The 23,687-nt window shown below is 69.3% G+C and carries 26 protein-coding genes and 1 pseudogene; 17 read left to right on the forward strand and 10 right to left on the reverse strand.

The annotated features are described in order from the left end of the window. The first annotated feature begins 54 nt into the window (after nt 1–54). Nucleotides 55–294, forward strand: a complete 240-nt coding sequence (locus ABT061_RS25635; protein WP_350922363.1) for a hypothetical protein — start codon at nt 55–57, stop codon at nt 292–294. Here the strand turns inward: ABT061_RS25635 and ABT061_RS25640 are convergent. From ABT061_RS25640 to ABT061_RS25660, 5 genes are all read right to left on the reverse strand, one after another. Further along, nucleotides 284–847, reverse strand: a complete 564-nt coding sequence (locus ABT061_RS25640) for a dihydrofolate reductase family protein (RefSeq protein WP_350922365.1) — start codon at nt 845–847, stop codon at nt 284–286. The genes ABT061_RS25635 and ABT061_RS25640 overlap by 11 nt on opposite strands. 62 nt (nt 848–909) lie before the next feature. Next, nucleotides 910–1,866 (reverse strand): RNA polymerase subunit sigma-70, encoded by a 957-nt coding sequence (locus ABT061_RS25645; protein ID WP_350922367.1) that lies wholly within the window; start codon nt 1,864–1,866, stop codon nt 910–912. Next, the gene (locus ABT061_RS25650; protein WP_350922369.1) at nt 1,863–2,234 is read right to left on the reverse strand and encodes a GNAT family N-acetyltransferase; all 372 of its coding nucleotides are present in this window, start codon (nt 2,232–2,234) and stop codon (nt 1,863–1,865) included. Before ABT061_RS25650 ends, ABT061_RS25645 begins: the two co-directional genes overlap by 4 nt. An 86-nt stretch (nt 2,235–2,320) precedes the next feature. Then, complete coding sequence (locus ABT061_RS25655; protein ID WP_350922371.1) at nt 2,321–3,091, reverse strand: TIGR04282 family arsenosugar biosynthesis glycosyltransferase; 771 nt, start codon at nt 3,089–3,091, stop codon at nt 2,321–2,323. After that, nucleotides 3,088–3,753, reverse strand: a complete 666-nt coding sequence (locus tag ABT061_RS25660; protein WP_350922373.1) for a glycosyltransferase family 2 protein — start codon at nt 3,751–3,753, stop codon at nt 3,088–3,090. The genes ABT061_RS25655 and ABT061_RS25660 overlap by 4 nt, the downstream gene beginning before the upstream one ends. A gap of 91 nt (nt 3,754–3,844) precedes the next feature. Here ABT061_RS25660 and ABT061_RS25665 point away from each other — a divergent pair, with 91 nt between their 5' ends. Further along, a complete protein-coding gene (locus tag ABT061_RS25665; protein WP_350922376.1) occupies nt 3,845–5,191 on the forward strand; it encodes a hypothetical protein in 1,347 nt (448 codons plus the stop codon). A 115-nt stretch (nt 5,192–5,306) separates the two neighbouring features. On the opposite strand, the gene ABT061_RS25670 is transcribed toward ABT061_RS25665, so the two are convergent. Further along, complete coding sequence (locus tag ABT061_RS25670; protein ID WP_350922378.1) at nt 5,307–6,311, reverse strand: NAD-dependent epimerase/dehydratase family protein; 1,005 nt, start codon at nt 6,309–6,311, stop codon at nt 5,307–5,309. Nucleotides 6,312–6,779: 468 nt separating this feature from the next. On the opposite strand from ABT061_RS25670, the gene ABT061_RS25675 reads away from it, so the two are divergent. The 7 genes and pseudogenes from ABT061_RS25675 to ABT061_RS25705 all read left to right on the forward strand — a co-directional run bounded on the left by ABT061_RS25675 (nt 6,780) and on the right by ABT061_RS25705 (nt 10,354). Then, entirely contained in the window at nt 6,780–8,054 is a 1,275-nt protein-coding gene (locus ABT061_RS25675) for a molybdopterin-dependent oxidoreductase (protein ID WP_350922380.1), read from the forward strand. Continuing rightward, on the forward strand, nt 8,051–8,674 hold the full coding sequence (locus tag ABT061_RS25680; protein WP_350922383.1) for a hypothetical protein: 624 nt from the start codon (nt 8,051–8,053) through the stop codon (nt 8,672–8,674). The genes ABT061_RS25675 and ABT061_RS25680 overlap by 4 nt, the downstream gene beginning before the upstream one ends. Before the next feature lie 122 nt (nt 8,675–8,796). After that, nucleotides 8,797–8,892: pseudogene (locus tag ABT061_RS48405) on the forward strand (transposase); the annotation flags it as partial. Between the two features lie 155 nt (nt 8,893–9,047). Further along, the gene (locus ABT061_RS25690; protein WP_155350237.1) at nt 9,048–9,374 is read left to right on the forward strand and encodes a PadR family transcriptional regulator; all 327 of its coding nucleotides are present in this window, start codon (nt 9,048–9,050) and stop codon (nt 9,372–9,374) included. After that, the gene (locus ABT061_RS25695) at nt 9,371–9,727 is read left to right on the forward strand and encodes a DUF1048 domain-containing protein (protein ID WP_350922385.1); all 357 of its coding nucleotides are present in this window, start codon (nt 9,371–9,373) and stop codon (nt 9,725–9,727) included. The genes ABT061_RS25690 and ABT061_RS25695 overlap by 4 nt, the downstream gene beginning before the upstream one ends. Nucleotide 9,728: 1 nt before the next feature. Then, nucleotides 9,729–10,055, forward strand: a complete 327-nt coding sequence (locus tag ABT061_RS25700) for a DUF1048 domain-containing protein (protein WP_350922388.1) — start codon at nt 9,729–9,731, stop codon at nt 10,053–10,055. A gap of 32 nt (nt 10,056–10,087) precedes the next feature. Then, nucleotides 10,088–10,354 (forward strand): hypothetical protein, encoded by a 267-nt coding sequence (locus ABT061_RS25705; RefSeq protein WP_350922390.1) that lies wholly within the window; start codon nt 10,088–10,090, stop codon nt 10,352–10,354. A gap of 57 nt (nt 10,355–10,411) precedes the next feature. On the opposite strand, the gene ABT061_RS25710 is transcribed toward ABT061_RS25705, so the two are convergent. Further along, entirely contained in the window at nt 10,412–11,104 is a 693-nt protein-coding gene (locus ABT061_RS25710; protein ID WP_350922392.1) for a TetR/AcrR family transcriptional regulator, read from the reverse strand. A 54-nt stretch (nt 11,105–11,158) separates the two neighbouring features. Between ABT061_RS25710 and ABT061_RS25715 the strand changes: the two genes are divergently transcribed. Beyond that, nucleotides 11,159–12,343 carry an FAD-dependent oxidoreductase gene (locus tag ABT061_RS25715; RefSeq protein ID WP_350922395.1) on the forward strand — a complete coding sequence of 395 codons (1,185 nt, stop codon included), beginning with the start codon at nt 11,159–11,161 and terminating at the stop codon, nt 12,341–12,343. Nucleotides 12,344–13,016: 673 nt separating this feature from the next. Here the strand turns inward: ABT061_RS25715 and ABT061_RS25720 are convergent. Beyond that, on the reverse strand, nt 13,017–15,362 hold the full coding sequence (locus tag ABT061_RS25720) for a HelD family protein (RefSeq protein ID WP_350922397.1): 2,346 nt from the start codon (nt 15,360–15,362) through the stop codon (nt 13,017–13,019). 431 nt (nt 15,363–15,793) lie between these two features. Then, the gene (locus tag ABT061_RS25725) at nt 15,794–16,258 is read right to left on the reverse strand and encodes a hypothetical protein (protein ID WP_350922399.1); all 465 of its coding nucleotides are present in this window, start codon (nt 16,256–16,258) and stop codon (nt 15,794–15,796) included. Nucleotides 16,259–16,539: 281 nt separating this feature from the next. On the opposite strand from ABT061_RS25725, the gene ABT061_RS25730 reads away from it, so the two are divergent. From ABT061_RS25730 to ABT061_RS25765, 7 genes are all read left to right on the forward strand, one after another. Continuing rightward, complete coding sequence (locus ABT061_RS25730; RefSeq protein WP_350922402.1) at nt 16,540–17,337, forward strand: Tn3 family transposase; 798 nt, start codon at nt 16,540–16,542, stop codon at nt 17,335–17,337. Nucleotides 17,338–17,420: 83 nt separating this feature from the next. Further along, nucleotides 17,421–18,140, forward strand: coding sequence for a GNAT family N-acetyltransferase (locus ABT061_RS25735; RefSeq protein ID WP_350922404.1), 720 nt, complete (start codon nt 17,421–17,423; stop codon nt 18,138–18,140). Between the two features lie 464 nt (nt 18,141–18,604). After that, the gene (locus ABT061_RS25745; protein WP_350922406.1) at nt 18,605–19,219 is read left to right on the forward strand and encodes a TetR/AcrR family transcriptional regulator; all 615 of its coding nucleotides are present in this window, start codon (nt 18,605–18,607) and stop codon (nt 19,217–19,219) included. Nucleotides 19,220–19,565: 346 nt separating this feature from the next. Next, nucleotides 19,566–20,327 carry a FadR/GntR family transcriptional regulator gene (locus tag ABT061_RS25750; protein WP_350922409.1) on the forward strand — a complete coding sequence of 254 codons (762 nt, stop codon included), beginning with the start codon at nt 19,566–19,568 and terminating at the stop codon, nt 20,325–20,327. Nucleotides 20,328–20,584: 257 nt separating this feature from the next. After that, nucleotides 20,585–22,084, forward strand: coding sequence for a carboxylesterase/lipase family protein (locus ABT061_RS25755; protein WP_350922411.1), 1,500 nt, complete (start codon nt 20,585–20,587; stop codon nt 22,082–22,084). Nucleotides 22,085–22,279: 195 nt separating this feature from the next. Next, entirely contained in the window at nt 22,280–22,813 is a 534-nt protein-coding gene (locus tag ABT061_RS25760) for a cupin domain-containing protein (protein ID WP_350922413.1), read from the forward strand. A gap of 48 nt (nt 22,814–22,861) precedes the next feature. Then, a complete protein-coding gene (locus ABT061_RS25765; protein WP_350922416.1) occupies nt 22,862–23,107 on the forward strand; it encodes a hypothetical protein in 246 nt (81 codons plus the stop codon). Here the strand turns inward: ABT061_RS25765 and ABT061_RS25770 are convergent. Then, nucleotides 23,088–23,297: a hypothetical protein gene (locus ABT061_RS25770; RefSeq protein ID WP_350922418.1), complete on the reverse strand. Its 210-nt coding sequence runs from the start codon at nt 23,295–23,297 to the stop codon at nt 23,088–23,090. The two genes, ABT061_RS25765 and ABT061_RS25770, sit on opposite strands and share 20 nt — an antisense overlap. Nucleotides 23,298–23,687 lie beyond the last annotated feature (390 nt).

The following is a 23,687-nucleotide window of genomic DNA, read 5'->3' on the forward strand; positions in this document are numbered from 1 at the left end:
CACAGGAAACGGCCCCCGAGGGAGGTTCCCCCCGGGGGCCGGACTCGTCTTGCCTTGCGCCCCGCTCAGGCCGCCTGGATCCTGTTCGCCGTCGCGTCGGCCGACACCTCCGAGGCCAGGGGCGCGAGTGTCCTGCCCGCCTACCTCGAGGTGTTCCTGGTGCCCGGGGTGCTTGTGCTCGCCCTCGTCCGTTCCTTCGACCGAACCGCCCGCGCCTGGGCCGGGGGTCCGGCGATCGGCACCCTGCTGGGTGCGCTCGCCGTCGCCGTGGTGACGCTCGCGGTCACGGCCTGACCGGCCGGTACCGCACACTCAGCTCGGCCGTGGGGTCGCCGACGCCGACCCGGTGGAGGTAGTGCGGCCGGCCACCGGGGAGGTCCAGCAGCCGGATGCCCTCGCCGAGCAGCACGGGCGCGATGTGCAGGTTGATCTCGTCGAGCAGCCCGCGTTCGAGAAGCTGGCCACCGATCGTCGGCGAATGCACCTCGACGTTCCTGCCGCCGGCCGCGGCCAGCGCGATCCGTACCGCCTCGGCCACGTCACAGTCCAGGAATGTGACGCCGTCGGCGGGCTTGGCGTCCTCCGGATGGTGGGTGAGCACAAAGATGGGTCCGGTCCAGGCGCCGCCGTAGACGATGCGGGGATCCGGGAAGTGGTCCCAGCCGCGCCGGCCGCCCAGGATCGCGCCGGTGGTCGCGACGTACTCCTCGATCAGGCCCGGCTGGGGCGAGATGCCGGTCATCATCCAGTCCATCTCGTGGTTCGGCCCGGCCACGAACCCGTCCAGGGACATGGTGAAGTGCCAGAGCACCTTGCCGTTCGCGGTCTGCGGTTCGATGTCGTTCACTGCTGTCTCCTCTGCCGGCTGATTGCCTCGTGCGGTATTGAGACGGCATCCACCGCGGAATCTCATCGGTCCAGGGTGGGTGGGAGGTTGAACGATGGGAACAGGGCCGGCTCGTGGAACGCGACGATCTCGGTTATCCGGCCGTCGCGGACCCGCAGCACGCCGATGCCGAACGGCTCGTACGCGTGCCCGCCCGGCGGACACCGGTACGTCGCCGCGGCCAACTGGCCGTTGGCGCTCGCCGGCAGCATGCGCAGTGTTCCGATGTAGTCGGGTGAGCCGGCGTCCCAGCTCGCCGACAGCGCTGCCAGCACGCCGTCGCGGTCGGCGAACCACTCCGGGTACGGCGGCATCGTCACCCGCACGTCCCGCGCCGGCAGCTCGGCGACCTCGGTCAGGTCGCCGCGCTCCACCGCGGACATGTAGCGGCGCAGGATCCTGCGCTCCTCGTCGGTGGGCGGGGCTGACGGGGCCCAGTCCGACCGGCCGGGCGGCAGGTGGGTGCGCAGGGTGGCCCTGGCCCGCTGCAGTGCGCTGTTGACCGAGGCGGCACTGCCGTCGAGGGCCTCGGCCGTCTGGCGGACCGGCCAGCCCAGCACGTCGCACAGGATCGTCGCGGCGCGCTGCCTCGGCGGCAGGTGCTGGATGGCGGCCAGGAACGCCAGCTCCAGCGTCTCCTTCGCGACCACCGCGGCCTCCGGGTCGTCGGCGCTCGGCGCCACCGGCTCCCACAGGTGGCCGGGGAACGGCTGCAACCACGGGCCGGCCGGCGAATCGGCCTGGTCGGGCAGCGTCCGGCGGCTCCGGCCGTCGAGGAAGTCCAGGCAGGCGTTGGTGGCGATCCGGTACAACCAGGCGCGCAGTGAGGAACGGCCCTCGAAGCCGTCCCGGCCGCGCCACGCCCGCAGGAACACCTCCTGGACCAGGTCCTCCGCCTCGTCGAACGACCCGAGCATCCGGTAGCAGTGCACCCGCAGCTCGCCCCGGTGCCGCTCGGCACGTTCGGCGAAGTCGGTCACCGGGCGGCCGTCCGGGCGTACCGCAGCTGGTGGGTCAGCTCGCCGCCCATCGGGGCGTCCCGGGTGACGCCGTCCGCCGGCCAGCCGGCCTTCTCGTAGAACCGGCGGGCCCGCTCGTTGCCCTCCAGCACCCACAGCACCGCGCGCGGGCCCAGGTGCGGCAGCGCGTCGTCCATCAGCGCCCGGCCCACGCCGGTTCCCACGTGCCCGGCCGGCGCTCGCCCGCTGAGCTGACCTCCGTGTGGGCCGTCGCCCCAGACCGTCAGCTGGACGGGCGAGTCGTCGTGGACGAAGAAGTGCGCGGCGTGACCGTAGCCGCCCTTCTTCATCCATGCCTCGTAGTCGCCACGAACCCACCGCCCAGCCATCGACCATCACCAAACGGACGACAGGGTACGAGGCAGTCAGACCAAGATCAATTCCTGGATCCTTTCGCCGAGCCGCCGGAGACGGTTCATCGGGTCGCTCCCGTCCCGAGCGCGGCGAGGGCGGCGGCGAAGCGGGACGAGGGCGCCTGGGCCGCCACCGCCGCAGCGTCGCCGGCGGTGTCGACGTCCCGCAGGAGGGGCAGCATCCCCACCGACAGGCCCGTCGTACGCAGCCGTAACAGCTGGGCGGCGCCGGTCGTGGGCTGCGACATCGGCACGCCGAGCAGGAGCGCGGGGTCGGGCCGGCGCAGGCCGAGCAGCCAGAACCCGCCGTCGGCGGCGGGGCCGAACACGGCGTCGCGGGTGGCCAGCGTGGCCAGCGCGCCGGCCAGGAGTGCGGAGGTAACCTGCGGGGTGTCCATGCCGATCAGGACCACGGGCAGCGGGTGGGCCCGGTAGGCGTCCTCGAAGGCGGCGGCGAGCCGCTCGTCCAGCCCGGTGCCCCGCTGCGGCAGGACGGCGAAGCCCGGTGGCAGCCAGGGGCCGGTGCCGCCGCGCAGTGCCAGCACCCGGTGGCGCGCCGGGGCGTCGGCCACCGCGCCCAGGGTGTCGACCAGCGCGGCGGTGGCCAGGAGCGCGGCCTCGGCGGGGGTGAACGGCGGGGTGAGCCTGGTCTTGACCTGTCCGGCCACTGGTTCCTTGGCGATGACGACGATCTGGCCCCCACCGTCGATGTCGTCGACGACCCGGCATGGGAGCGGGTCACGCCGTCGGTCTCCCGCCGCGCGGGGCGCGCCGGGCCGCCCGCGGTCCCGGGCGTGCGCGGCCTGCCACATCCTGCTCGGATCGCCGGTCATCTCGTGCCGCCCCGCTCGCTCAGGACTTTGCGCATGTCGCCGACCGCGCGCAGCGTGCCGCGTACGGTGCCGGTGACCTTGGACCGCCCGGCGCGAGGCAGGTAGTCCACCCTGGTCTCGGCGATCCGCCAGCCCTGGTCGGCCGCCCGCAGCACCATCTCCAGCGGGTAGCCGAAGCGCCGGTCGGTCAGGTTCAGGGCCAGGAGGTCCGCGCGGCGGCAGGCCCGCATCGGGCCGATGTCGCGGAGCCTCGTGCCGGTACGGCCGGCCAGCCGCCTGCCGAGGAAGGCGTTGCCCAGTCGCGCGTGCAGTGGCCAGGCCGCTCCCGGCACGGGGACCCGCCTACCGAGCATCAGGTCGGCGTGACCTGAGACGACCGGCCCGGTCACCCGTGGAAGCTGACCCGGGTCCAGCGACGCGTCGGCGTCCATGAAGCACACCACCTCGCCGGTCGAGGCCAGCAGTCCCGCATGACAGGCGGCGCCGAACCCGCGTCTGGGCTCGCTCACCACCAGCGCTCCCAGTTCGGCCGCGACACGCGCCGATCCGTCCGTGGAACCGTTGTCCACCACGATCGGCCGGTAACCGTCAGGCATCCGCCCCAGCACCCACGGCAGGGCCGTCTCCTCGTCCAGGCACGGGAGCACCACATCGATCTTCATGCTTGAGACGCTAAGGTCGACAGGGCCTGTCAACCCTTATGCGGTGGTGACGTGTCGCGGAAAAATCCCAGCTCATACCTAATGTAGGAGGGTGATCACACACTTCCGGCGGCGGGTCAGGAGCCTGCGTGCGGAGTACGGCCCGTCACGGGCGGGTGCCGGTCCCGACGGCCGCCGGAGCGGGCCGGCGCTCGTCGTCTGGGCTTCGCTCGTCGCCGCGGCGTTCGCCGCCGGGGCCGTCCTGCACGCGCTGGGCATGCTGCCCATCGACCACCTGCCGCCCCTGCATGGGCACTTCCGCACGCCGCCGCCCTCGCTCGCGGCGCCCCTGCTCCTGGCCGTCCTCGCGGTCGCCGCGCTGCCCGCCCTGACCGCGCGGCTGCGCTTCGGGGCGGCGCTGCTCGTCGCGTACGGCACGGCTCTGGCGTGGACGGTGCTGCTGGCCGTCTCCGGCGAGGGGCTGGCCCGGCCCCTCACCGGCCCGTACGAGTACCTGGCCGTGCTGCCCGCGGTGGGGGACGACCCGCTGGGCTGGCTGGCCTCCTTCACCGAGCGGCTTCCCGGCTATCCCACCCATGTGCGGGGGCACCCGCCGTTGCCCGTGCTGGTGCTGTGGGCCCTGGCGAGGGTGGGGCTGCCCGGTCCGTTCTGGGCGGCGGTGCTGGTCGTGGTGGTCGGGTGCTCGGCGGTCGTGGCCGTCGCGCTCACCGTCCGGCGGCTCGCGGGAGAGGAGATCGCTCGGCTCGCGTTGCCCTACCTCGCGCTGAGTCCGGTCGCGGTGTGGATCGCCACGAGCATGGACGCTTTCTTCGCGGGGGTCGGCGCCTGGGGGGTGGCCCTGCTGGTGTGCGGGGGCGCCGGGGGCAGGGCTCGCGTTCTCCCGGGGGTGGCGGCCGGAGTGTTGCTGGGGGCCCTGCCGTATCTCAGCTACGGCCTGGTGCCCTACCTGCTGATCCCGGTGGTCGCCGCCTTCGCCGCGCGGATCTCCCGCGCGACGGCGCTCGCCTGCCTGGCGGGGACGGCGGCGGTCACGGCCGCCTTCACCGCGGGCGGCTTCCTGTGGCCGTCGGGGGTGCTCGCCACCCACGCGGAGTGGGCCGCCGACCCCGGCGCGGCCCGGCCCTACCTCTACTTCCTGGTCGCCAACCTGGCCGTGCTGGCCCTGCTGACCGGCCCGGCGACCGCCGCGGGCCTGGTACGGATGACGCCCGGCGGCGTGCGTGCCCTGGTCGCGGCGGCGATCGTGGCCGTGCTCGCCCTCGACGTCAGCGGGGTGACCAAGGGAGAGGTCGAGCGCATCTGGGTTCCCTACGCCACCTGGATCGTCCTGGCCGCCGCCTGGTCGCCGAGGTCGCAGGGGGTGCAGGGCCGCCGGTGGCTCGCCGTCCAGGCCCTGACCGGACTCCTGCTGCAGGGCCTCGTCATCTCCCCGTGGTGATCCACCGGACTCGTGTGCCGGTACCCGCCGCGACAGCCTGGTGCGCCCGGGACGGGTCATGGCCGCCGAGGGCCGGAGCATGGACCCGGCGTACGCGATGTCGCCGTGGCAAAGGTCAGCCCAGGGGCGCCGCGGCGAACTCCCGTATCCCCTCGGCGAACCCGATCTCCGCGCGGAATCCGAGATCACGTGCGGCGCGGTCGGGGGCGGCGACGATGTGCCGCACGTCGCCGAGGCGATACTCGCCGGTGGTGACCGGTTCGGGACCTCCGTGCTCGGCCGCGAGAGCGGAGGCCATCTCCCCGATCGTGCGCGGTTCGCCGCTGGCCACGTTGCAGGCCGTCAGCGCCCCTCGGGGGGTGACCGCTCCGAGGGCCGCGAGATTGGCACGGGCCACGTCCCCGACATGCACGAAGTCACGCCGCTGGCGGCCGTCTTCGAACACCCGGGGGGCCCTGCCCGCCTCCAGCGCGGATCGGAAGATCGCCGCCACCCCGGAGTAGGGGGTGTCCCTGGGCATCCTCGGCCCGTAGACGTTGTGGTAGCGCAGCGCGACCACCGTGCCGCCGACCTCCCGCGCCCAGTTGGCGGCCAGGTGCTCCTGGGCGAGCTTGGTCGTGGCGTAGGCGTTGCGGGGGTCCAGGGGCGCGTCCTCGTCGATCACGGCCGGGGTCAGCTCCGCTCCGCATCGCGGGCAGCGGGGCTCGAACCCGCCGCGGGCGAGATCCTCCCGCGAACGCGGGCCGGGCCGGACCCGGCCGTGTCCCGGGCAGTCGTAGGCGCCCTCGCCGTACACCACCATCGACGAGGCCAGGACCAGCCGTCCCACATCGTGTTCCGCCATGGCCGCGAGCAGTACGGCGGTGCCGTACACGTTGACCGACGCGTAGTCCGGCAGATCGGAGACGTCGGCTCCGAGGCCAACCTTCGCCGCCTGGTGGACCACCGCGTCCGTTCCGCGCAACGACCGGGTGAGCAGCTCGGTGTCGCGCACGTCGCCGACCAGGTGCCCGGCCCGGGGCCGGAGGTCGAGACCGGCGACCTCGTGGCCGGCCGCCTCCAGCAGCTCGGCCACATGACTTCCGATGAACCCGGCCGCGCCGGTTACCAATACCCTCATCCCGCCGACGCTATTGCCTGATCCGGCGGCGGCCGGAGAACGGCGCGAAAGTTCACGGCCCGTAAGAACTTCGCCTCGGCTCCGCGGCGGACGCGTGTCGACCGGTTACGCGCCCCATACGCCGGTCCGGCCGGCCGCCTGCACCCCTCCCCGCGCCGTCACTCACCCAGCCGCCCCGGTCGTCTTCGGTGACCGGGCACCCCCTGGCGAACACGCCTCGATCACTGTCAGATCAAGATTCATAGCAGTAAGTTATAATACCCAGAAGGGCCTTTTCTCTCGGAAACAGGACTTAGAGCCTCATGTCGGGCTGCTTGTGTGAGCGTTCCTCCGTTTCGCGTCAGGTACTGACTCCGGGGGTGATCCGTGTCAGATCGACCATCGCCAGGACCCGCTCAGCACGACGGTGAGCCCGTTCCGAACCCCGGCCGGAAAACCACGCGCCCAGGCCGAGGCCTCGCCGAGTGGTTGCGCGAACATCCGCCGCCTGGCCCGTTCCGGCCGGAGTTCTGGCGCAGCCCGTTACGCGGCCCGTGGCTGACCTCGGTGTTCGGCATCGTGCTGCTGGTCGGCATCCCCATCCTCGCGATCACAGGGCTGCTGTCGTACGCCGCTTACAATCCCCGGCTGCCGGGCAACGACATAACCCCCGGCAAGGGATTGCTGGGTTTCTATCTCTTCGACTGGCCCACGCATCCGGTGTGGCTGTACCGGCTCACCCAGGGAGTGCACGTCACCCTCGGGCTGACGCTGGTGCCGGTGCTGCTGGCCAAGCTGTGGTCGGTCATCCACAAACTGTTCGCCTGGCCGCCCGCCCGCTCCCCCGCCGAGGCGGTGGAACGGGCCAGCCTGCTGCTCCTGGTCGGCGGGGCGGTGTTCGAGTTCGTCACCGGCATCCTCAACATCCAGCTCTTCTACGTGTTCCCATTCTCCTTCTACCCGGCGCACCTGTACGGCGCCTGGATCTTCCTGGCGGCGTTCGTGGTCCATGTCGCCTTCAAACTGCCGCGGATGATCAGCGCGCTGCGATCACGCGGCTTCCGCCGCGAGCTGCGCACCGGCCTGGCCGACACCCATCCCGAACCGCCCGACCCCGACGCTCTGGTCGCCCCCGACCCGGCGGCACCCACCATGTCCCGGCGCGGCCTGCTCGCCTTCGTCGGCGGCGGCTCGATGCTGATGTTCGGCCTGTCCGTCGGCCAGACCATCGACGGGCCGCTGCGGCGCACCGCACTGCTGGCCCCCCACGGGCGCGTCTACGGCCCGGGACCGAATGACTTCCAGGTGAACAAAACAGCGGCCGACGTGGGCGTCGACATGGCGGGGATGGGCCCGCAGTGGCAGCTCACGCTGATCGGGCCGCACCCGGTGCGACTGTCCCGCACCGACCTGCTGGCGATGCCGCTGTACACCTACCGGCTGCCGATCGCCTGCGTGGAGGGGTGGTCGACCGAGCAGACATGGACCGGCGTTCGCCTGGCCGATCTGGCGCGGCTGGCCGGAGCGGCGGTGGGCGGGGTCGACGTCTTCGTCCGGTCCCTGCAGATGGGGGGCGTGTTCAGCCACGCGTCGCTGAGTGCCCGGCAGGTGGCCGATCCCCGTTCCCTGCTGGCGCTGCGGGTCAACGGCGCCGACCTCTCCCTCAACCACGGGTTCCCGGCCCGGATCATGGTCCCGAACGCCCCCGGTGTGCACAACACCAAGTGGGTGCGTCAGCTCGACTTCCTGCCGGCGGATTCATGAGGTTCCGAGTCCGTGACCTGCGCCGGCGGGCGACCACCCGCTACGGCGCCGACCCATTGCACCTGCTCGCGCTGCTCGCCTGCTTCGCGCTGGCCGGTTACGCCGCCAGCCGGGTCGTCGTCGCGGGCATCTGGGTGGGATTTCTGGTGTGGTTCGTCGGCGCCGCGATCATTCACGATCTCGTACTGTTTCCCCTCTACTCCCTCGCCGACGTCGCCGTGCGGTCGCGCCGGTGGCGTCCCCGACCACGGCCCGGCGTCCGGTGGCCGCCGATGACCAACTACCTGCGCGTACCGGGCGGTCTGTCCGGACTGCTGCTGATCGTCTGGTTCCCCCTCATCCTCGGGGGATCCTCGCGCACCTACCGGGGGGCGGTGGCCTTGGACACGAGCCCGTACCTGGGACGATGGCTGCTGGTGACCGGTGTGCTCTTCGCCGGATCGGCGATCGCCTACGCCGTCCGGCTGCGACGAGACAGAGCCCCCTCCGTATCACGAGGCAAGATCTCCTCCGGACCGCCAGGCCCTCCCAGGCCGTCAGGCGCCCCCGGCCCGCCTGGACCATCCGAGCCACATGCTCCTCCTGAGCCTCCCGGGCCGCGGCCGGCACCTCCCGATTGAGTACATCGGCCTGCGCCCGCCCGCACAAAAGCACCACCGGCGACCTTGGCGACGGCCAGCGACGCACGCACCGCGTCACGCATCAACTGCACGCTCATCCGGAAGCCGTGGCCGGTGGCATCGGCACCGCGTCGCCGGGCGTGGCCCGGCGGTATTCGGGCCCCCTGGGCAAGGTCGGCAACTGCCAGATCGGCGTGAGCGTGCACGCGCTCACCGATTGGCCACCTGGACAGGCCGATGCCCCACCTGTCATCAACAGCCGCCCCAATCCACCTAACAAAGCACTACTGGCTAGGCATTGGTTCACTACTCTGTGGTACCGTGTAGTGGTACTCGGTACTACAAAGTACCAAGAGACCGAAGAGGACCCACGATGGACGACCTGACGGAGATGCTGAAGGGCACGCTTGAGGGCTGCGTGCTTGAAATCATCGGCAGCGAGGAGACCTACGGGTACGCCATCACGCGTCGGCTGAACGAACTCGGCTTCGCCGACGTCGTCGAGGGGACGGTTTACACCATCCTGCTGCGACTGGAGAAGAACGGGCTCGTTCAGGCGACGAAACGACCGTCCGGGCTGGGCCCGCCGCGCAAGTTCTATGCGCTCAACGACGCGGGGCGCGAAGAACTCGCGACGTTCTGGGCGAAATGGGAGTACATCACATCACGGATCGACAAGCTCAAGGAGGGCGGGAGATGAACTTCTGGGAGGCCATGACAGGCAGCGATCTCACCAGGGAATGGAAGGCGTTCGAAGCCCGGGCCGAGGCATTGCCGGCCGACTACCGAGCGGCGTGGGAAGAGATCAAGGGGCATCTTTCTCCCTACTCGGACTTCACGGGTCGAAACCTGATGCCGATTCTCGACGGTGCTCTGGGGCTGCTCGAAGAGACAGCGGCCGATGGGCGGAACATTCACGAGGTGCTGGGTGACGATGTCGAGGGCTTCTGCGCGGCACTGGCCGGCGGAGAAGGGGCTCGGAGCTTTCGCGACCGGTGGCGCGAGCAGTTGAACAGGAACGTCGCAAGGAAATTGGGCCGACTAGGAGGCTGACGTGGGCATCCAAGACATCATCGAGGGCAAGAAGCAGTGGCGGGCGCACATGGCGCGGGTCAAGGCGCTCCCGCCGGACTACCAGATCGTCTACAAGGAGATTCAGAGGTACTTCTTCAAGGTTGGACCGATCGACTTACTTGACGGGCCCCTGCTCTCAGGGATCGTCGATTTCTTCGAGGAGGGCGTCGCGGCCGGCAAGGGAGTCCTGGAACTCATCGGCAACGACGTCGCCGCCTTCTGCGACGACCTGGTCAAGGACTCGCGCACCTACGCGGACATCTATCAGGAGTCCATCAGCGGGAAACCCGGCACGGCCGAGAAGTAACACCCGTCGACCGGTGCCGGCAGAGTTCTTCGATGCCGGGCAACGTGAGCCTGGATTCGATGCTGACGGAGATCCGCGGGTTGAACGCGATCCGGGCCGGCGTCGAGACCGCCCGTGGCCTGGCTGTTCCAGGGGAGCAGGCCGACCGGCGAGTCGGTGAGCGCGAATCGGAGGGGGTGCGGCTGCTGGCCATGGACATGAGCGTAGGAGCCCACGTACCGCTGCAGATGGCGCAGCCCTTCCAGCGCCGCTCGGTCGTCCGGCGTCAGAGCTTGCCTCTGAACCAGTCGAGCAGGTAGGTGCGCAGTCTGGCGGCGTTATGCAGTGCCACGGATGTCACCTGGAAATCCTGAGCGTCACGCCGGCGGCCGGGCGAGTTTGGCGGCCACGGCGTCGAGGACCCAGTCCAGGCCGGTCGCGAAGGACGCCTCGGCGTCCACCTCCGTGCCGTCGTGCACGGCCTTGGCCAGCGCTGGGAAGCGGCCCGTGGCCAGCATCCTCCTCACATGCGGGCCGGAGGCGCGCTGCCACTCGCGCTTGGACAGGCCCGTGGCGCGCTCGGCCCGCAGGTTCGCGATCTCGCGTCTGATCGCGCCAGTGAAGTAGGCACTGACAGTCTCCACGGCGCGCAGGACGGTGTCGAGGTCGGCGAGGCCGTCGAGGGCGGCCAGCGTGGCCTCAGTCACGGCGAGGGCGTTTGGGCCCAGGGTCGGACGGCCGCCGAGCAGATCGGCCAGCCATTCGTGACGGAGGGTGGCCTGCCTGGTGCGGTGGGCGCGGATGCGCAGCACCTCCCGCCAGTCGCCGGGCTGCTCCTCAGGGAGGATCTCGGCGTAGACCTCGTCCACCATGAGGTCGAACAGCTCCTCCTTGGTGGAGATGTATCCGTACAGCCGCATCGGGCCGGTGTCCAGCCGGGCGGCGACCTTGCGCAACGACACCGCCTCCAGCCCGCCCTCGTCGGCCAGCGCGATAGCGGCGGCAACGATTCGCTCCCGGTCGAGCGGCACGGGGCGAGTCGGCGGCTCCGGCCGGTCCCACACAGTCATAGGTTACATCGTACTGTTGCGATACACCGTAATATGTAAATACAGTGTATCGATATGAGACACCGCATCGCCGTGATTGGGGGCGGCCCCGCCGGCCTAACCTTCGCCTGCGTCCTGCACCGCCACGGTCACCCCGTCACCATCCTCGAACGCGATCCCGCCCCTGACGCCCGTCCCCCGGGGGGCACGCTCGACCTGCACGAAAGGATGGGCCAGCTCGCGCTGGGCAAGGCGGGGCTGCTGACGGAGTTCCAGGCGCTGTCCCGTCCCGAGGGGCAGGCCATGCGGATCCTGGACGCGGACGGGACCGTCCTCCGCGACTGGCGACCCCGTCCGGGTGACCGGGCCAATCCCGAGATCGACCGGCGGCAACTCCGTGACCTGCTGCTCGGCCCCCTCGACGTTCAGTGGGGGCGGGGCGTGACGGAGGTAGTGCCGGGGACCCGGGACGGCGTGCTGGTCCGTTTCACGGACGGGCGGCAGGAGACGTTCGACCTCGTGATCGGCGCGGACGGCGCCTGGTCCCGGGTCCGCCCGGCAATCTCGCCCGCGACGCCGCACTACACCGGCGTCACCTTGGTCGAGACCGCCCTGGACGACGTCGACACCCGCCACCCCGACCTCGCCCGGCTGATCGGCGACGGTTCCATGGCTGTGTACGGCGTGAACCGCGCCCTCGTCGCCCAGCGCAACAGCGGCGGCCACGTCAAGGTGTACGCCCAGTTCCGCGCGCCGCTGGACTGGCACACGAACCTGGACCGGCATCTGGGCCTGAACCGGCGCGCGGGCCTGGACGCAGGCATGGACGTGGGCCTGGACCTGGCCGACGTCGAGGCCGTGCGATCAAGCCTGCTGGCTCTGTTCGACGGCTGGGCCGCTCCCGTCCTCGACCTCCTCCGCCACGGCATCGCTTTCGTCCACCGCCCTCTCTACGTCCTGCCCGTGTCCCACACCTGGGCCCATGTCCCCGGGGTGACGCTACTGGGCGACGCCGCCCACCTGATGCCCCCATTGGGGGTGGGCGCGAACCTCGCGATGCTGGAAGGCGCCGAACTCGCCGAGTCCGTCGCCGCCGCCCCCGGCCCTGGCGATCTGGACGAGGCCGTCCGCGCCTTCGAGGAACAGATGTGGGCACGGGCCGGCAGGTGGGCGAAGATCACGATGGCCGGTCTGGAACGCCTCGTGAGCCCGGACCCCACCGAAGCCCTCGCCCTCTTCGACGAAGTTCAGCCATCCTGACTGCCAAGCGCGAGAGCACCAGCACCAGCAGCTCGCCACGGCTTCACGGGACAGCACGGCACCGCCGCGGTTCCTTCCGGCAGATCCACCGCCCGCCATACGAACTCCGCCACGGGGCGGTGAGCAGCAACCGAACGGCGCCAGTGAGGGCGGCCAGTTCGCGCTGAGCCTGCACGAGGCGCTGGCGACGCTCGACAGCGCTGGCGCTACCGAGCAGGCCACCGTCGTCGAGCGCGTCTTCGCGTAAGCCGCTCAGGACGATCGCTGGACCGACTGGCTATGAAGGTGTGAGTGAGGGCCAGGTGTCGGTCGGTTCGGGAGCCGTTTGATGATCGAAGGCTGTGGAGTGTCGGTGAAAGTGAGAGTCATGCCCGCGGTTGTGCGGGCATGACTCCGGTGACGTTGGGTGAGTTGGATCAGCCGGCCTGCTCGGTGCGTGCTCGGGTCTGGGCGAGGCGGTAGGAGCCGGTGCCGGTCTCGATGATGGTGCCGGCGTAGGTGAGGCGGTCGGTGAGCGTCGGTCCGATTCAGGAAGTGCGGCCCAATCCGCCACAGCACCTCACCCGTCAGCAGCATCGCGCCGAGCGAACGATTTTCCACCGCAGCACCTACCGGTCGATGCAAGACCTTTCGCCCAGCCCCATTCCCAGAGCCGTCACCGTCACCGTCACCGTCACCGGGCGAGTTTGGCGAGCATGTCAGGTAGTTCCGCTTCGTGCACCACGGCAAGGCGCCTGGTGGCTCGGGTGATCGCCACGTAGAGATCGTGACCCCCCTTGGGTGACTGGGCGAGGATCTCGTCAGGAGCCACGACCACGACGGCGTCGAACTCCAGCCCCTTGGACTGGGTCACGGTGAGCACCACCACCGGCGCCTCGAGATCGACCTCGGCGAACCCGGTATGACGCGCGTCGGGAACGATGACGGCCAGCCGCCCTTCGCCGATCGCGGTGAGCTCAGACTCCACCACATCCGCGAAGCCGAGTGACGTCTGACGGATGGCGCGAGGCGGAGTCTCGCCGGTGCGGACCGACTGCGGGGGGACCTGGTCAGGAGCCACGGCGCGCAGGACATCGGCGGCCACGTCCATGATCTCGGCCGGGGTCCGATAATTGATCATCAGTCGCTCCTCGCGCCAGCGGTCCTCGGCATAGGGAGCCAGCATCTCTTCCCAGGTGCGGGCGCCCGCCGCCGATCCCGTCTGGGCAATGTCGCCGACCACGGTCAGTGAGCGGGTCGGGATGCGCCGCATGACCGAACGCCAGGCCATCGCCGACAGCTCCTGGGCCTCGTCGAGGATCACGTGACCGTAGACCCACGTCCGGTCGGCGGCTGCGCGCTGGGCGGTGGTCAGTGCCGGGCCTCGGTCGTGGTGGCGTTCGGCCAGGGTGCCGACGTCCAGCAGGTCACCGAGCCTCGCCCCGGCCTCGTCCAGGATCTCGAAGTCGTTGTTGTAGGTCAGCACGTCCTGGGCGTAGGCCCGTTCGTCGCGCCGCTCGGCAGCGTTGGCCCGATCCCGTTCCTGATCGCCGGTCAGGTCGGAGCCGAGCAGCTCGGCGGCCTCGTCGAGCAGCGGCACGTCACCCACCGTCCACGGCGCACCCGGCGGACGCAGCAGCTCTCCGGCCTCACCGGCGTCCAGACCCGCCGAGAGCATCGCCTCCCAGTCGGCCAGCAGCTCGCCGACCAGTTGCTCCGGGGTGAGGATCGGCCACAGCTCGTCCATCGCCTGCCGTACCGTCGGCTGCTCCCACAGCACCCGGCACGCCTCCCGCAGCGTCTCCTCCTCGTCGACCCGCATCTCCTCCTCGTCCGGCGGCAGCTCCAGCCACGAGTCGCCGTCGTCAGGCAGCACCACCCCCAGCTCCTCCTCATCCGTCAGCCGCTCGTACTGTTCGGCCTCGGCGGTGGCCAGCGCCCGCAGCATGTCGAGCACGAACACGTGCCGGGCCTCGTTGTGCGGGCTGCGCAGTGCACGGGCGCGGTCGCGGGCGATGACGCAGGTGCCGTGGTCCACGCGGAGCGTCGTCCAGTCGACCACGACTTCCTTGCCGCCGCGCACCGACGTCCGAGCGGGGATCTTGACCTCGAGGTCTCCTTCGGGGACCCGCTGCCGATCTTGTACGGCTCCCGCCATCACCTCGACCATCCGCAGGTCACCCTTGATCACAGCCTGAGACGGGCCATCCTCTGCCGTCGCCGCGATGCCCGGATAGAGCCGCCCGAGCGTGGTCATCACCACGTCGCTCTCGCCGAGGGAGGGCAGCACCTGCTCGATATAGCGGGAGAACAGGTCGTTAGGCCCGATGATCAGGACACCCCTGCGCTCCAGGACGTCCCTGTGCGTGTAGAGCAGGTAAGCGGCGCGGTGCAGCGCGGCGACCGTCTTACCGGTGCCAGGACCGCCCTGGACCACGAGGGTCCCGTGCAGGCCCGAGCGGATCACGCGGTCCTGCTCGGTCTGGATGGTGGCCACCACCTCGCTCATCTTGCCGGTTCTCGCCCGGCGCAGCGTCGCCAGGAGCGCCGCCTCCCCGACCAGCGACCGGCGGTCGGCGTCGCTCATCCGATCGAGGTCGAACACCTCGTCGTCGACGCCGACCACGGTCCGGTTGCGGGTGTGCAGGTGGCGGCGCCGTACCAGCGAGCCCGGGTTGCCGGGCGTGGCGGTGTAGAACGGGCGGGCGGCAGGGGCCCGCCAGTCGATCAGGACCGGCTCGCCGTCGCCGTCGCGCAACCCGATCCTGCCGATGTAGAGGGTCTCGCCGCCGGAGTCGTCGATCCGGCCGAAGCACAGGCCGTGCTCCACCCCATTGAGCCTGGCGAGGCGCCTGGCGTACTCTCCGGAGAACGTCTCCCGCTCGACCATGCCCCGAGCGGTGCCGTCACCGGGACTGCGGTGCGCCTCCTTCAGAGAGGTCTCGGCCCGCTCACGCGCCTCATCGAGGTGGCAGTACAGCATGGTGATGTAGGACTGCTCGGCTTCGATGTGAGGGCTTGACACTTGACGGCTCGACATTTCCTTGGTACGCTCCTTTTAGCTGGGCGTGTGTGCGCTTTTCTGTGCGATAGCGCTAAGGAAACGAGTATAGACCGTCCCGTATGCCGATGCACCGGCCACGGCTGACGCAACGCCGCAGCCACCGTGTTCCGGCTCACCTGATACTTGATCGCGATCTGTCGACCCGACAGCCCAGCGTGAGAATTGATGTTGCCCCGGTCTTGTGGACACCTGATCGCTTGGGACGATGTGTCCTGGGAGGAGTTCACAAGTGCCGATGTCACCTCCGCCGTACCCGCCAGAGTTCCGGCGGCGGATGGTGGAGTCGGTCCGCGCGGCCGGACGCCGGAAGAACCGGCCAAGGCCGCCTGCTTCGACTTCATCGAAGGGTTCTACGTCTTTTCACGCGGCTCATGAACCTCTCGACGGCCCCACTGACGCGCTCGCAGTCAGACGGTCTCATCCAACTGTTCGGCCACCCGCTCCAGGCCACCCTTGATGAGCTGCCCATACTCGTCGTCGCCAAGCGCGCCGATCCCGTCCCGCGCCTGCCGGAGGTGCTCACGGGCGCGGCCGAGATCGCCCAGCTTGCGATAGCACTCACTCAAGTTCAGGTGCAACGACGGATACAAGCCGGCCACCGAAAGCGGCACCCCGGCTTGCGCCACCCGCTCATCAGTGATCAGGCCGACGGCGGCAAGCGCTCGCAGATCCCACATCAGCTCCTGGTGCACGTCGTCCTGCACATCGGCCATCGAGTGAGCAAGGACGCAAACATGCAGCGGGTCGCCTTGCTCGCCGCCGATGTCGTCCCAGATCTGCGCGAACAACTCGCGAGCGGCTTCACGCTGGCCTTGGTGGTGATGCAACTCCACCCCCTGGCCGATCCGGGTCATCGTTGGGTCGGCGGTCATGAGCGGCTCCTTCACCGTCGTAGGCGATCATCGCGGTCAGCCTACTCGCCCTACATGGCTTAACGACCTTCAAGCGGTTGACCAGCAGGTTCGCTTGACAGCCCCAGATAAACCGAGCTGCACAAGCAGCAGATCACCTTCACCGCCGATCGCGCCCAGGCCATCACCGCCATCCGTGACCTCGCCACCGGCTCCGCCCTGGACGACGCCGCCCTGGCGGCGTTCCTGGACGAGAACGGCAAGCTGCTGTGAGCCCACGGCAGACATCACGGCGCGACGCGATGGGCTGGACACAGGCCGAGAACGATGTCGCCGACGTGATGATCTGGCTGCGCAGCAACCACGGGCGCGAGGTCAGCTACGCCGACATCGCCGCCGGAGTCGAGATCACAAACGGCCGTCGCCCGCTCCGGGGCGCGCCTGAACCTCGCTGGGGAGACCATGAACGCCTCGCCCTGCGAGGACCGGGGGCGGAGATCACGTTTCATGATCAATATCGCGGCTTCGCTCCGGCCGGACGTCTCGAAGATCATCCGGATGTCACACTTCCAGCTGCTGGGCTGGCAGTTCTCCCCGCGCCTGGCCGACGTCGGCAGCGCCACCCCGTACCGGGCCGATCCGGCCGCCTCAACACCATGATCAAAACCCGGGTGAACATCGGCCTCATCAACGATCACTGGGACGACCTGCTACGGGTGGCCGGCTCCCTGCAGACCGGCGCGGTCCACCCAGCCGAGCTGTTTCGCTATCTGACCGGCGGCGGCACCCCCACCCCGATCGGCCGCGCGCCGATGGAGCCGGGCAAGCTCGATCGCTCCACCTACCTGGCCTGCTACTTCAACGACGAACTGCTGCGCCGCCGGGTCAACACCCAGCTGAACCGGCAAGAGGCCCGCCACACCCTGGCCCGCAAGATCTTCCACAGGCAGAAAGGCGAGCTGCGGCAGAAGTACAAAGAAGGCCAGGAAGATCAATTAGGGCGGGTATCGAATGTGCTGGTCGCCGACGTGACACCGTCGGCGAGCGATCCAAAATCACGTGCAACCTGCGCCCAGTCATGCTGGGATCATTCATTATGAATGTCCATTTCCTCAATGACGCCGACTTGACGGACAGGATGGAGCAGAATCTGGCGGAACATGCCTGTCACCTGCATCGGAGCATGAGCGGTGCGACCGTTACAGAGACCGATGACCTCCTAGTCGCCGACAGCGGCCTGGACGACGACACTTTCAACATCGTTGCCGCGGCCCGCTTCACCGTCACCACCGCTACGGCACGTATCACCGAGACCGCCCGGACACTGGCTCGCACCGGCCGCCGCTTCTCCTGGTGGGTGGGGCCCGCCTCGAGGCCACCGGACCTCACCGCCCGCCTGACGGCGGCTGGTCTGCCGGCATCCGAACGCGAGACGGCGATGTGGGCCGAGCTGGACGACACCCTGCCGCTGCCCGCCGCCCCAGGACTGGACATCCAGACGGTGGCCACGCCCGAACAGCTCGCCGACTACGCCGCGGTTCTCGCCGCGAACTGGACCCCGCCCGCTGACACCGTCCGCCGCTTCTTCACCCAGGCCGCCCCGCAGGCCCTGGCCGCGCACTGTCCGGCCCGTTACCTGGTCGGCTACGTAGACGGCCGTCCGGTCTGCTCGGCCGAAGTGTTTCATCACGCGGGGGTTGCCGGGATCTACAACATCTGCACCCTGGCTGCCCACCGCCGACGCGGCTACGGCGGTGCCATCACACTCGCCGCACTCCACACGGCCCGCGACCGAAACCACCACATCGCGGTCCTGCAGGCGTCCACCGACGGCGAGCCCGTCTACCGCCGCCTGGGATTCCGCTCCTGCGGCCAGTTCACCGAACACACCATCAACCCCTGAACACCCCGAACTCCACAAGCCACCTGCCCACTTTCACAACGATCCTGGTCACAGCCACTCGTTGATGGCCGCGACGAGAACGGTGTCGCCTCGTAGCGGACCGCGAGCTTGTCATACCTCGTGGCAACCGCCCGGTGCCTCTTGAGACGATTGATGCCGCACTCGACCGCGTGGCGCTCGCGGTAGTCGGTCTTGTCGAATTTCGGCGGCCGACCGCCGCGGGAGCCGAGTTTCTGGCGGTTGCGGACGTGGTCGGCCTTGTCCGGCTACGCCGGCCGGAGCATCCGGTCGGCGATGTGTGCGGCCCGCAGGGAGATGAGCCGCTCGTCGGAGCCTGGCGAGAGGAGGACCTGACGGGCCGCCGCGCATCGCGTCCAGCACGATGTCGAGGGCATCGGCGAAGCCGTCGGTCTCTTCTCCTCAGCCCAGGCAACGGCTCTCGGCCCGCTGGCCAGGTCGTCTCTATGATCTCAACGGTGATGAATTCGCCCGGTCCGCGAGGACGCCGTCCCGGAAACCCCGATACCCGCTCCCAGATCCTCGACGTCGCCCGTCGGCGCTTCCTCGATGGGGGCTATCGGGCCTTCACCCTGCGCGCCATCGCCGCCGAGGCAGACGTGGACTCCGCCCTGATCAGCCACTACTTCGGATCTAAGAAGGGCCTGCTCAACGCAGTCCTCGCCCTGGCGCCCAACCCCGCAGCCATTGTTGATCTCGTCCTCCAAGGCGACCTGGCGACCTTCCCCGGGCGCGCCCTGCGAGCCGTGCTCGCCCTGTGGGATGACCCCGAAACCGGGGCGCCCCTGCGTTCTCTCATTGCCGGCGCCGCGCACGACGCGGCCTTCGCCGCCCTCGTCAAGGAGACGATGGAACAGGCGGTGATCGACAAGATCGCGGACCGGATCGGCGGCACGGCCGCCCGCAAACGCGCCGCGGCGTTCTACGCACAGATCGCAGGTCTGATCGGGACCCGCTACGTCCTCTGCCTCGAACCGATCGCCTCCATGTCGTCTGATGAAGTCATCGAGATCTACCGGGCGCCGTTGAGCCTCGCTCTTGATGCAGGTCTGCAAAGCTAGGTGAGCCGCCGATCGTTCGGAACCCTCAGAATTCCCGCACGTCGGCTCATGTTCGTCTTCTTTCGGCAGGGTGGTCCGGACTCTGCAGTGATCGCAATCACCTTGAACCACTCGATCCCGATGGGGCATTCAGCCGAACGGTGTGATGAGTCTCCCCAACCGGCCCAGGACTCCAGTCACCAAGACACCTAGTGTCTCAGTAACATTGACACTTAGTGTCTTTGTGTTAGCGTTCGGATAGATGGAATCGACAGGTCCCATCTCAAGGCATCGGCACGGGCAGGTGGGCATGTCGCAGCACTCAACGGGAGGCGGCGGGGCTGGCCGCAGGATCGGGCGCAGCAGGGTGGCCGACCAGATCGTCGACGACCTGCGGGACCGTATCCTCGGCGGGGATCTCCCGAACGGCTCACGGTTGCCGTCGGAACGGGAGTTGGCTGAGCAGTACGGCGTCAGCGGCGCGACCGTCCGCGAGGCGGTTCGCGTGCTGTCCACCGTCGGGCTGGTGAGCGTCCGGCACGGCGCCGGGTCGTTTGTCACCGCCGAACCCGACACCATGATCGGGATGTCCATCGCTTCGGTGGTTCGACTGGCCGGCGCGGGCGCTCTCGACGTGCTCGGTGTGTTCGCGGCCCTGAACAGGTACGCGGTTCAACTGGCTGCCCAGGAGGCAACCGACACCGAGATCGCATCGCTCCGGGAGATGGCCGACCGGCTGGCGGTGATCGACGATACCGACAGCACGATCGAGGACCTCCGGGCGTTCATGCGGCGCCTGTCGGAGATCTCCCACAACGCGCTACTCATCCCGCTATGTCGACTGCTCGCCGACGTCCAGGTTGAACTGGCATTCGAGTTGAGCGGCGGACGTATATCCGAATGGCGGCGGGTCGCCGGCGGGCTGCACGGTAACCGGCTCGCGATCATCGAGGCTCTGGAGAACCGGTCGCCGGAGCGGGCGGCCGCGGCCGTCGATGCGTACTCTGCGCGCGCGGCCCAGTTGATTCTTTCGACCCCGCAAGCGAAGAAGATCCAGCTCTCCGACCCTGGCTACGCGCGTTTACTGGTCGACATGCTCAATACCAGACTCAGTTCGGCCGCGAGCTGACCTCGGTAATCGGCGCAACTCCGATCGGAGCCGGTCGTCGCCGGCCGGGCGATCGCGCCCCCCACAACCGCCCCCTGTCGCACTGGATCAACGGCCGTGCCGCAGACATCGGCGAGGCCGGTGGTTACCCGACCGGTGATCTGCGGGGTGGGTGTTCAATGCCCACGCGAACGTTCGAGGGTTAAGCGCCCGCCGGATTCGGGAGATGGGGATATCGACATCGGTCCCTGGCCGGTCCGACTCATCAGGAGAACATCGTGACTCACGTCCCTGTCGAACAAGGAATCCTCGAAGGCGATCAGAAGTACGGCGTGTTCCGGTTCTGCGGCGTGCCCTATGCGGCCCCGCCCGTGGGGAAGCTGCGGTGGGCCGCGCCGCGGCCCCCCGCCTCCTGGGACGGCGTACGTGATGCGATCACCTTCGGCAACGCGGCGATCCAGACCGCCGGCACCGGTGTGGATCTCGGCGGGCAACCGAGCGAGGACTGCCTCTACCTCAACGTCTGGTCCTCAAGCATCGACCCGCAGGCTCGCCAACCGGTCATGGTGTGGATTCACGGCGGCGGCTTCCTCAGCGGCGCCGGGTCCATGCTGGACTACCACGGCCCATCGATCGCCCAGCACGGCGTGACCTACGTGTCCTTCAATTACCGCCTCGGCGCCTTAGGTTTCCTGGACCACCCGCAGGTGGGCGGGAACGCCGCCGTCCAGGACTGGGTCGCCGCATTGACCTGGGTGTCCCGCAACATCGCCGCCTTCGGCGGCGACCCCGGAAACGTCACCGTCTTCGGTCAGTCGGCCGGCGCGACCGCGGTGCGCACCCTGCTGGCCACCCCGTCCGCCCGGGGGTTGTTCCACCGCGCCATCATGCAAAGCGCGGGCTTCGAACAAGCCGCGGCCTTGCCCGACATGGCCCGCCAGCGCCTCGCCGAGGCCAGCGGCAGGCTGTTCGAGCATCTGGGCAGCAGCGACATCGAGCATCTGCGCCAGGCGCCGGTGGAGCAGATCCGTCAGGCTTCCTTCCTGTTCTCGGGCGCCGTACCGTCCCCCGGCCAGGTGCATACGCCGGCGAACCTGGTCTGGTGCCCGACCGAGGACGGTCAGGTCGTGGGTGCCGATCTGTCCTGCTGGCCGGCCGATATCCCGGTGCTGTTCGGTCACACCGAGGACGAGGCGCGCTACTTCATCACTCCTAAAGGCCCCTACGGAGCACCACCGGGAACGGTGGACCCGGCCCAGCTCTACACGCCCGCAACGCTGGCGAGGATGGCCGCGGCCTTCGGCCAGCAGCAGGCCGACCCCATCGTGGCCTCGCTCGCAGGCAGTCCGTACGAGAAGTTGGCGGAGCTGTTCACCACCGCCATCTGGGCAGAGCCGGCCCTGGCCTCCTACCGGCGGTTCACCGAACTGAGCCGCACCACCTACGCCTACCGCTTCGAACGCGTATCACCAGGCAACCGCCGCACGGGCAAGCTCGCGTTCCACATGTCCGACATCCCCTACGTGTTCGGCCACCTCACCCCGGCAGAGGACTACGACGAGACGGACGCCCAAGTCTCCGACACCATGACACACGCATGGACGGAGTTCGCACGCACCGGCGTGCCAAGCAGCCCCGACGGCACCCCCTGGCCCGCCGCCACCAGTACGGCACCTCACCTGACCCTCATCAACGACAAGACCCACAGCGCCCCCTTGACCATCGGCCCGGTCACCCAACTGATCAACTCCCTGCGAGCGGGCACCGACCACCACTGAGCGTCCACCTGACCACCGCCGGCTCCCCCCATCCCCACACCGCCGCGCGAACCAACCGCGTGCATCGCACGCCTGCCAATCCGGCGAGCACAGCATGGCCGCCGCGAACCAGCCCGTGGCCGCGCGCCCGGCCACCACCGGCAACCGAGCGGCCTCGCCTCTCGCATCGACAACGAACAGAAAGGCAGAACAGCCATGCCGATCGGGCAGCGTTACGTCATCGGATTGAACGAGAACGGCAAGTCCAGCGTGGTCATGACCGGGCTCGCCAACGTCCAGGACAAGGAGGATGCATTCTGGCGAGCCACGCTCTGGAAGACCAAGGAAGTGCCGGTCGACAACACGATCCCTGGGGACCGGTCACTCGACGGCGGCGCCCTCCGCGCGCCATTCCCCAACGGAATGCTGGTGCGGGCGCTGGAGATCTGGCCGGATCCGGACTCGGAGACCCTCCGCAAGCAGGCCACCGAGGTGAACCACATGGTCGGGCACGATACGGAGATCACCGACGCCGAGCAGCGGCGACACCCTACGATGCACCACACCGACACGCTCGACGTCGGCATCGTCCTGCGCGGCGAGATCTACTGCCTCCTCGACGAGGAAGAGGTCCTGCTGAAGCCGTTCGACACAGTGGTCGTCCAGGGAGTGAGCCACGGCTGGAGCAATCGAGGGACCGAACCATGCCTGCTGTTCGGCTTCCTGCTCGACGCACAGCCCCGCGCCTGACCACACGCGGGACATGCGTCCAGATCCAGCGTCGCGAGCATCTACCGCGTGCTCGCCGAGCACGAGAAGCAGGAGGCCTACCCCGAGGCCGTCACCCAGGCGCACGCCGACTTCGCCGGCCTCCAGGACGCTGACGACATCCCCCGCCCCCGCCAAGCCCGCATCCGACGCCCGGGCGATCCGCTCACGCCCGAGAAAGCCGAGCTTCAACAGCGTCTGCAGGACCAGGTCCGCCAGCCTGCTCATCGAGCCGCCCCTGGCGCAGGATCCGGAACTATCGCGCAAGCGCAGTGAGCAGTCGCTCGCGCTGGGCCTCCCCCAGGCCGCCGACCTGTCGCTTCACCCCGACCCTGCACGTCGCCATCAACGCGGCGACCTTCGCCGGACCATAACCAGGAACCGCTCGCAGAACCTGAACGACCCTCGCCTTCTTGACGAGAGTCTCTTCCTCCGCCCGGGCGAACACCTCCGCCACCGTGACCATCCCGGCTCGAACCCCGCCAACAGCTCGCTGCGGGCCTTCCGCGCCTCGGCGGCCCTAACCACGGCCACAGCCCGCTGCTCAGGGGGCAACGTCGGTACCGCCGTGGATGGCCTCCTCGCACATCAGCCATCCCTTGCCACGCCATGGGCCCGGCGAGAGTGCCGGCCCCCATCATGAACACTGTCGACGGATGTGACAGTAACCCCGGCTCGCCGTACCGCTCCTACTCACAGGCCAGGTTGCGATCGCGGCGGCTGGAGACCCTTCTCGGCACCGAGATCAACCCCCTACGACGAGCCGAAGCGGTAGACCCCATCGCGTTGCCGAATTGTTCTTGTAGGGGGCTGCCGAAGACCCGTCGTGCGAGGGCATCCTGGTCAACAGCGCTAC

Origin of the sequence: Streptosporangium sp. NPDC002544, from assembly GCF_040295965.1 — a bacterium.
GTDB lineage: Bacteria > Actinomycetota > Actinomycetes > Streptosporangiales > Streptosporangiaceae > Streptosporangium.

What these genes read in the sequence shown, in the direction of transcription:
- ABT061_RS25650 (WP_350922369.1), bottom strand. Translation starts at nt 2,234, where the DNA reads ATGGCTGGGCGGTGGGTTCGTGGCGACTACGAGGCATGGATGAAGAAG.
- ABT061_RS25655 (WP_350922371.1), bottom strand. Translation starts at nt 3,091, where the DNA reads ATGACCGGCGATCCGAGCAGGATGTGGCAGGCCGCGCACGCCCGGGAC.
- ABT061_RS25660 (WP_350922373.1), bottom strand. Translation starts at nt 3,753, where the DNA reads ATGAAGATCGATGTGGTGCTCCCGTGCCTGGACGAGGAGACGGCCCTG.
- ABT061_RS25670 (WP_350922378.1), bottom strand. Translation starts at nt 6,311, where the DNA reads ATGAGGGTATTGGTAACCGGCGCGGCCGGGTTCATCGGAAGTCATGTG.
- ABT061_RS25680 (WP_350922383.1), top strand. Translation starts at nt 8,051, where the DNA reads ATGAGGTTCCGAGTCCGTGACCTGCGCCGGCGGGCGACCACCCGCTAC.
- ABT061_RS25690 (WP_155350237.1), top strand. Translation starts at nt 9,048, where the DNA reads ATGGACGACCTGACGGAGATGCTGAAGGGCACGCTTGAGGGCTGCGTG.
- ABT061_RS25695 (WP_350922385.1), top strand. Translation starts at nt 9,371, where the DNA reads ATGAACTTCTGGGAGGCCATGACAGGCAGCGATCTCACCAGGGAATGG.
- ABT061_RS25705 (WP_350922390.1), top strand. Translation starts at nt 10,088, where the DNA reads ATGCCGGGCAACGTGAGCCTGGATTCGATGCTGACGGAGATCCGCGGG.
- ABT061_RS25710 (WP_350922392.1), bottom strand. Translation starts at nt 11,104, where the DNA reads ATGACTGTGTGGGACCGGCCGGAGCCGCCGACTCGCCCCGTGCCGCTC.
- ABT061_RS25715 (WP_350922395.1), top strand. Translation starts at nt 11,159, where the DNA reads ATGAGACACCGCATCGCCGTGATTGGGGGCGGCCCCGCCGGCCTAACC.
- ABT061_RS25720 (WP_350922397.1), bottom strand. Translation starts at nt 15,362, where the DNA reads ATGTCGAGCCGTCAAGTGTCAAGCCCTCACATCGAAGCCGAGCAGTCC.
- ABT061_RS25725 (WP_350922399.1), bottom strand. Translation starts at nt 16,258, where the DNA reads ATGACCGCCGACCCAACGATGACCCGGATCGGCCAGGGGGTGGAGTTG.
- ABT061_RS25730 (WP_350922402.1), top strand. Translation starts at nt 16,540, where the DNA reads ATGGGCTGGACACAGGCCGAGAACGATGTCGCCGACGTGATGATCTGG.
- ABT061_RS25735 (WP_350922404.1), top strand. Translation starts at nt 17,421, where the DNA reads ATGAGCGGTGCGACCGTTACAGAGACCGATGACCTCCTAGTCGCCGAC.
- ABT061_RS25745 (WP_350922406.1), top strand. Translation starts at nt 18,605, where the DNA reads ATGATCTCAACGGTGATGAATTCGCCCGGTCCGCGAGGACGCCGTCCC.
- ABT061_RS25760 (WP_350922413.1), top strand. Translation starts at nt 22,280, where the DNA reads ATGCCGATCGGGCAGCGTTACGTCATCGGATTGAACGAGAACGGCAAG.
- ABT061_RS25770 (WP_350922418.1), bottom strand. Translation starts at nt 23,297, where the DNA reads ATGGTCACGGTGGCGGAGGTGTTCGCCCGGGCGGAGGAAGAGACTCTC.